Origin of the sequence: Microcoleus sp. CZ3-B2 (genome assembly GCF_036705055.1) — a bacterium.
Classification (GTDB): Bacteria; Cyanobacteriota; Cyanobacteriia; order Cyanobacteriales; family Microcoleaceae; genus Microcoleus.
Genome location: NZ_JAUBTN010000019.1, coordinates 61,194 through 67,193, shown reverse-complemented (window position 1 = coordinate 67,193; position 6,000 = coordinate 61,194). Strand labels below are relative to the sequence as shown.

The following is a 6,000-nucleotide window of genomic DNA, read 5'->3' as shown; positions in this document are numbered from 1 at the left end:
ATTGCCGAACAATTATTCTACCTGTACCAAATGAGCGCAATTGCGCTCACTTTTTTGAGAGAGAATTAAACAAAATGCCAACGCATTATTCTACCTGGGCAAAATGCGTGCAATTGCGCGCATTTTTTTGAGAGAGAATTTAAAAAATTGCCACGGAATCATCAAACAAGAAAATTTGACACCCATTGGGTGTCAAATATTTGCTTATTTCTGAAACAAATTGCCTAGAAATCCTTCCAAGCCACCTTTACCAGTACGATCGCCCTTCAGCTTAGCAAGCTGCATCAACAACTCGCGCTCCTCAGCCGTCACCTTAGTCGGAATATCAATAGACACCGCAATCAAATGGTCGCCGCGACTGACAGGATTTCCCAACTTCGGCACCCCTTTTTTCTCCAGAGTCAGAACAGTACCAGGCTGAGTTCCCGTAGGAATCAACAATTCCGTCGGCCCATCTACAGTTTCCACTTCCAAGCGACAGCCTAAAATTGCTTGCAAGTAACTAATTTTCACTTCCGAATTAACATTAATGCCTTCCCGCTTAAATAGCGGGTCTTCATTCACCGCCAAGAACACGTAAAGATCCCCCGGCGGCCCGCCCAGTTTTCCCGCATCCCCTTCATTGGAGACACGCAAGCGAGTACCGTTGTCAACCCCAGGCGGAATAGTGATTTTCAGCTTTTTCATCACTTCTTTCTGGCCCCGACCGCCACAAGTTTCGCACTTGTCTTCAATCACTTGCCCGGTGCCGTTGCAACTGGGGCAAACTGAAACTTGAGTAAAGCTACCGAAAGGAGTGCGAGTAGCGCGGCGGACTTGCCCGCTACCGGTACAAGTCGAACAGGTTTGAGGTCTGGTTCCCGGTTTTGCACCAGTCCCGGTGCAAGTTTCGCAGGTTTCTAGGTGTTTGATGCGGAGTTCTTTGTCCCCACCAAACACTGCTTCGCGGAAATCCAGCCGCAAATCCAGTCGCAAATCGTCGCCGCGCACCGGGCCGCTGCGCCTGCGACCTTGTTGTTGACCGCCCGCACCCGTGGAAAACCCCTGGAAGAAGCTTTCAAAGATGTCAGCAAAGCTGTCGCCGAAGTCTTGGAATCCAGGTGCGCCTGCACCGGTCACGCCTGCTTCGCCGAAACGGTCGAAACGGGCGCGGGTTTCCGGTTCCGAGAGTACCTCGTAAGCGCGGTTAATTTCTTTGAACCGCTCTTCGGCACCAGATTCTTTGTTGACATCTGGATGGAACTTGCGAGCTAGGCGGCGGTAAGCACGCTTAATTTCTTCTTTGTCTGCGCTGCGAGAAACGCCTAATATTTCATAGTAATCACCGGCCATAAAGCTGCTTGCCTGGAGGTAAATAACAAAAAGTGTACGAAAAAAAAACGGGCAACCTTTCCTGAAATTACCAATTAAAAGTTAAAAATCAAGAATTAACAATGAGAATTTTTAACTTTTAATTTTTAGCTTTTCATCTCTAAAGGAAAGGATTCATCTCATCAACTTCAGGTTCTGGAACCTGTGTTGTTGGTTCTGACTTTGGTTCCGGCTGTCGTTCCGGTTGTCGCTTTGACTTTGGTTCCGGCTGTCGTTCCGGTTGTCGCTTTGACTTTGGTTCCGGCTGTCGTTCCGGTTGTCGTTCCGGTTTGGGTTCCGGTGGCGGTGGAGCTTCCGGCGGAGCTTGGAGCGCCACCAGCAGATCCGGGGTCAGCGAAATGCTGTCGTCGGTAGCTGCAACCTCTGTTGGTTGTGAAATCGTCTCGCTTTCAACCTCTACTACTGACGGGGCTGCGCTGCGAGCTTGCTCGTAGACTGCGGTACCGAGCGAGTATAGCAGTTGCTTGAAAGCTTCGATTTGCTCGGCTAGTTGCTCGGTTGTGATGTCGGGGTTAGCCATCCCGGCCTTCAAAGTTGTTGCTGCTGTTTCGGCTGCGACTTTGAGGTCGTCGCCGAGCAATTGCGCGTTGGTTTTTAAAGTGACACCACAATTATAGACCAGCGTGTCGGCTTGATTTTTGAGTTCGGCGAGTTGAACGCGCTTGATGTCCTCCTCAGCGTAGAGTTCGGCTTCTTGGCGCATCCGCTCGACTTCGGTTTCGCTCAATCCTCCTGTATTGGAGATTTGGATGCTTTGTTCTTTTCCGGTTCCCTTGTCTTCTGCGGCCACTTTGAGAATGCCGTTGGCATCGATTTCAAAGGTAACTTCGATTTGAGGTACGCCGCGGGGGGCTGCGGGAATGCCTTTGAGCAGGAATTTGCCGAGACTTTTATTGTCTTTAACCAATGCGCGTTCGCCTTGGAGTACGTGAATTTCTACCGAAGTTTGCCCGTCCGCCGCCGTGCTGTACATTTGCGATCGACTGGTGGGGATAGTTGTATTGCGATCGATTACTTTGGTGAACACCCCGCCGAGGGTTTCGAGTCCCAGGGAGAGGGGTGTCACGTCTAGCAGCAGCAAATCTTTGACTTCGCCGCCCAACACTCCGGCTTGAATTGCCGCGCCTACAGCTACAGCTTCGTCGGGATTCACGGATTTATCAGGAGAAGCGCCACCAAAATACTTGCTAATTGCCTCTTGAACTGCCGGAATTCGGGTTGAGCCTCCGACTAAAATAATCCTGTCTATATCTTTGGGGGTCAGACTTGCGTCTTTGAGGGCTTGAGTCACCGGATCGATCGTCGCTTGTACCAAATGACCCACCAGTTTTTCAAACTGAGATTTAGAAAGATCCATTTCTAAATGTTTCGGCCCTTTTTCATCAGAGGAGATGAAGGGTAAATTAATGGAGGTGGATTGCGAGAGAGAGAGTTCAATTTTCGCTTTTTCTGCAGCTTCTCTGAGACGCTGCAAGGCCATTTTGTCTTTTGAGAGGTCGCTGCCTTCTTGAGTGCGGAAAGCTTCTACCAGCCACTGAACTATGCAGTCATCAAAGTCATCTCCGCCGAGATGGTTGTTACCTGCGGTGGCGTTGACTTCAAAAATTCCGTCTCCCAGTTGCAGGATCGAAACGTCGAAAGTACCGCCGCCGAGGTCAAATACCAAGATTTTTTGTTCGATATTTTGCTTGTCGAGTCCGTAGGAAAGGGCGGCCGCCGTCGGTTCGTTGACGATCCGCAGCACTTCTAAACCAGCGATCGTACCGGCGTCTTTAGTAGCTTGTCGCTGAGCGTCTGTGAAGTAAGCTGGCACTGTAATCACGGCTTTGGTAACAGGTTGTCCCAAATAAGCTTCAGCATCTTGCTTCAGCTTTTGAAGTACCATTGCCGAGATTTCTTGGGGGGTGTGAACCTTGTTCCGAATTTGGACGTTAACGGTGTCGTCTTTGCCTTTGATGCAGGTATAGGGAGTGCGGGATCTTTCTTCTTCCGTGTCGTCCCACCTGCGTCCGATAAATCGTTTGATGCTGTACACAGTATTTACAGCATTTGTTACAGCTTGCCGTTTGGCTAGTTGACCGACCAAGCGATCGCCCCCTTTGCCAAATCCTACGATGCTCGGAGTTGTGCGGCCGCCCTCGGAATTGGCGATCACGACGGGTTTACCGCCCTCTAACACAGCTACGCAACTGTTAGTCGTGCCTAAGTCAATTCCAATAATTTTTACCATAGCGCCTCATAAAACTTTGTAGGATGTTTGCAAACCTCCAACTACAAGTTGGGGGATGAAAACCGACTCAGCTTGTTTTAACAAGCACCACCCGACCGGATTTGTAGGAAATAAACTTGATATCCTAGGGCCAGATATAAAGACCGATCGATTTTATATTTTAGATTGAAGAATTGACTCCACAGATTCATGTGGGATCTCGCACACAAGTCTAAAATTTGGGAATCGATACTACACATACCTGTTCCCAGAAAAAATTCAAATATCGGCCTTGGTTCCAAATTTTTATGAGGTCAGTCATTCCCTATCGCAAATCACCAATCGAAAATGGTATGAGTCGGGGGGAAGGTACCCGTTTTTGGACGGGTTCAAACATTTTTCCGAATTTGTTGAAAAAGCGCCAATCCGCTTTTAGTCCAGAGTTAAGAAGTTACTGAGCCTGCCGCCTTCACGCCCCCGAATTCTCTTCGGGGGTTAGTGACTTCGAGGAATGCAGTAGGTTGTATCCCGATTAACTTTCCGAACTATCGGGATTTTCATCTGAGGCTACCACAGATATCCCAGGCGCTGCAACCTTCACTTTGGCGTGTCGCAAGACGCGATCGCCCAGAATGTAGCCGCGTTCTAGTTCTTGGATGATTGTTCCTTCCTCGTGTTCGTCACTTGGTTCGCTCAGTAGAGCTTCGTGGAAGTTGGGGTCAAACTGTTCGCCTTCGGGGCGCATCGGAGAAACCCCGATTTGCTTGAGGCTATCTACCATATGCTTGTAAACGCTTTGGTAGCTTTTGTGAATGTTCATTTCACCGTCAGTTTGGGGCTTGATGTGCGATCGAGCGCGCTCGAAATTGTCGATTACCGGTAACAGGGTTTTAATCGTGCCACATCTTGCCTGTAAATCCAACTCTTCTTTTTCCTTTTGGGTGCGCCTGCGGAAGTTTTCAAAATCTGCTGCTAGGCGGAGACTTTGATTTTTTAGCTCTTCTACTTGAGCGGATGCGGCTTGCACTTGAGTTTTCAAAGCCTCTTTTTCATCTCTCGCCTCGGCCAGTTCCCTCTTCCAAGACTCAGCCCCATCATTTACAGCCGGATTGTTGGTGGAACCGCCCGTGAGAGCATCCCCGGAGGCGTTTGGCTTCGAGTCACCCTGAGCACTTTGATAAGCTCGAGCAAGTTCGAGTTCCCAATCGGCCGATTCGTTCGAGTTTGCTGGTGCTGGCGGAGTTTCGCTTGCCATTGGCGAACCCTCGGGGGTTTCCCCAGTTGAGCCAGGATCTAGATCTTGCTGTTTTTCCTCTTCAATCATAATAGCTGCGCGACAGAACCCTATCAATTCTAGCAGATACACTTAACCCGGTAAATCGAGAGAACTAGAATTCACTCTGTATGGCACCCTCTAATTTATAGGATATTTCGCGCCTTTGTCGAAACATCCGTCCAAGCTTTCAATAAAATCTTGAAAGTGTTTTTTATATCTCTACCGATAACAGGAGCCAGCAACAAACCTTTTGTTGGAGCCTTGTTTGGGATTAATGCGATCGCATTTAAATCTTTTTTTAGAGTATGAGTGTCAAGTCTAAATTTATACTATCCCTGGCGATTTCCCATCGCTAGCAGACCGGGTTTAGCCTGTCTCAGTGCTTTTCAAACTATTGATTTTGCAATGTCTCCCTCTGCGATGAAAGTTGGTACAGCACTAAATTTTATGTCAATTTAATATTAAATTGCTCTCTTAAAACTAGCTTTTACTCTTACATTTTATTGCTTTTTTGTGAGAATTATAGATTCAAAAATTGCTTGGAATCACAGTTAAATAACGTAAATCAATCTAATTGCTCTAGGCGGAATTTGAAGTAAGTTGTTAGCCGGAAAACAGGAAGCATTTATCCCTTAATAAAAAGCCTTTTTAAAAAAGTGCTATTGCCGCGATCAAATTATAATATCTGGTTTGCGGGTTAGAATTCGAGTCTAATTATAAAACAAGAGTTTTAGAATATTAATGCTACGGCATCAATACTTGCAATTCGAGGTTGTTGAAAGATTTTTGACAATCTAATCGCCCACGATTTTATATCAAAATAGTGTTTAATCTTATTTAACGGATCGAATACATTGTTAGTTTTGATAAGATGATAAAAATTTAATACTTGAGGATATTAATATAATAAAACATTTCTTATTAACACTTATGTTTGCAGTTGAGCGCTTTTAGGAAGCCTTTACCTGCCATAAAAATGGTGGTACTGCTGGTTTAAATTATTTTTGATACTGACATTTAAGATTTTAAATATGGGAATATTTAGAAATGAAGATTATAAAAATTATATCTTGAGATCTGGATTGGAAATCTGTAAATACGAGGAATATCTAATTAGGTGATTGCCAGGATTTGTGAATCATCA

3 protein-coding genes are annotated in these 6,000 nt (G+C 46.4%); all 3 read right to left on the bottom strand.

The annotated features are described in order from the left end of the window. Positions 1–204 precede the first annotated feature (204 nt). The 3 genes from dnaJ to grpE all read right to left on the bottom strand — a co-directional run bounded on the left by dnaJ (position 205) and on the right by grpE (position 4,904). Positions 205–1,332, bottom strand: coding sequence for a molecular chaperone DnaJ (dnaJ, locus tag QUA97_RS11410; RefSeq protein WP_194009412.1), 1,128 nt, complete (start codon positions 1,330–1,332; stop codon positions 205–207). Between the two features lie 139 nt (positions 1,333–1,471). Further along, on the bottom strand, positions 1,472–3,601 hold the full coding sequence (dnaK, locus tag QUA97_RS11405) for a molecular chaperone DnaK (protein WP_333194646.1): 2,130 nt from the start codon (positions 3,599–3,601) through the stop codon (positions 1,472–1,474). A gap of 511 nt (positions 3,602–4,112) precedes the next feature. Then, on the bottom strand, positions 4,113–4,904 hold the full coding sequence (grpE, locus tag QUA97_RS11400; protein ID WP_194070173.1) for a nucleotide exchange factor GrpE: 792 nt from the start codon (positions 4,902–4,904) through the stop codon (positions 4,113–4,115). Positions 4,905–6,000 lie beyond the last annotated feature (1,096 nt).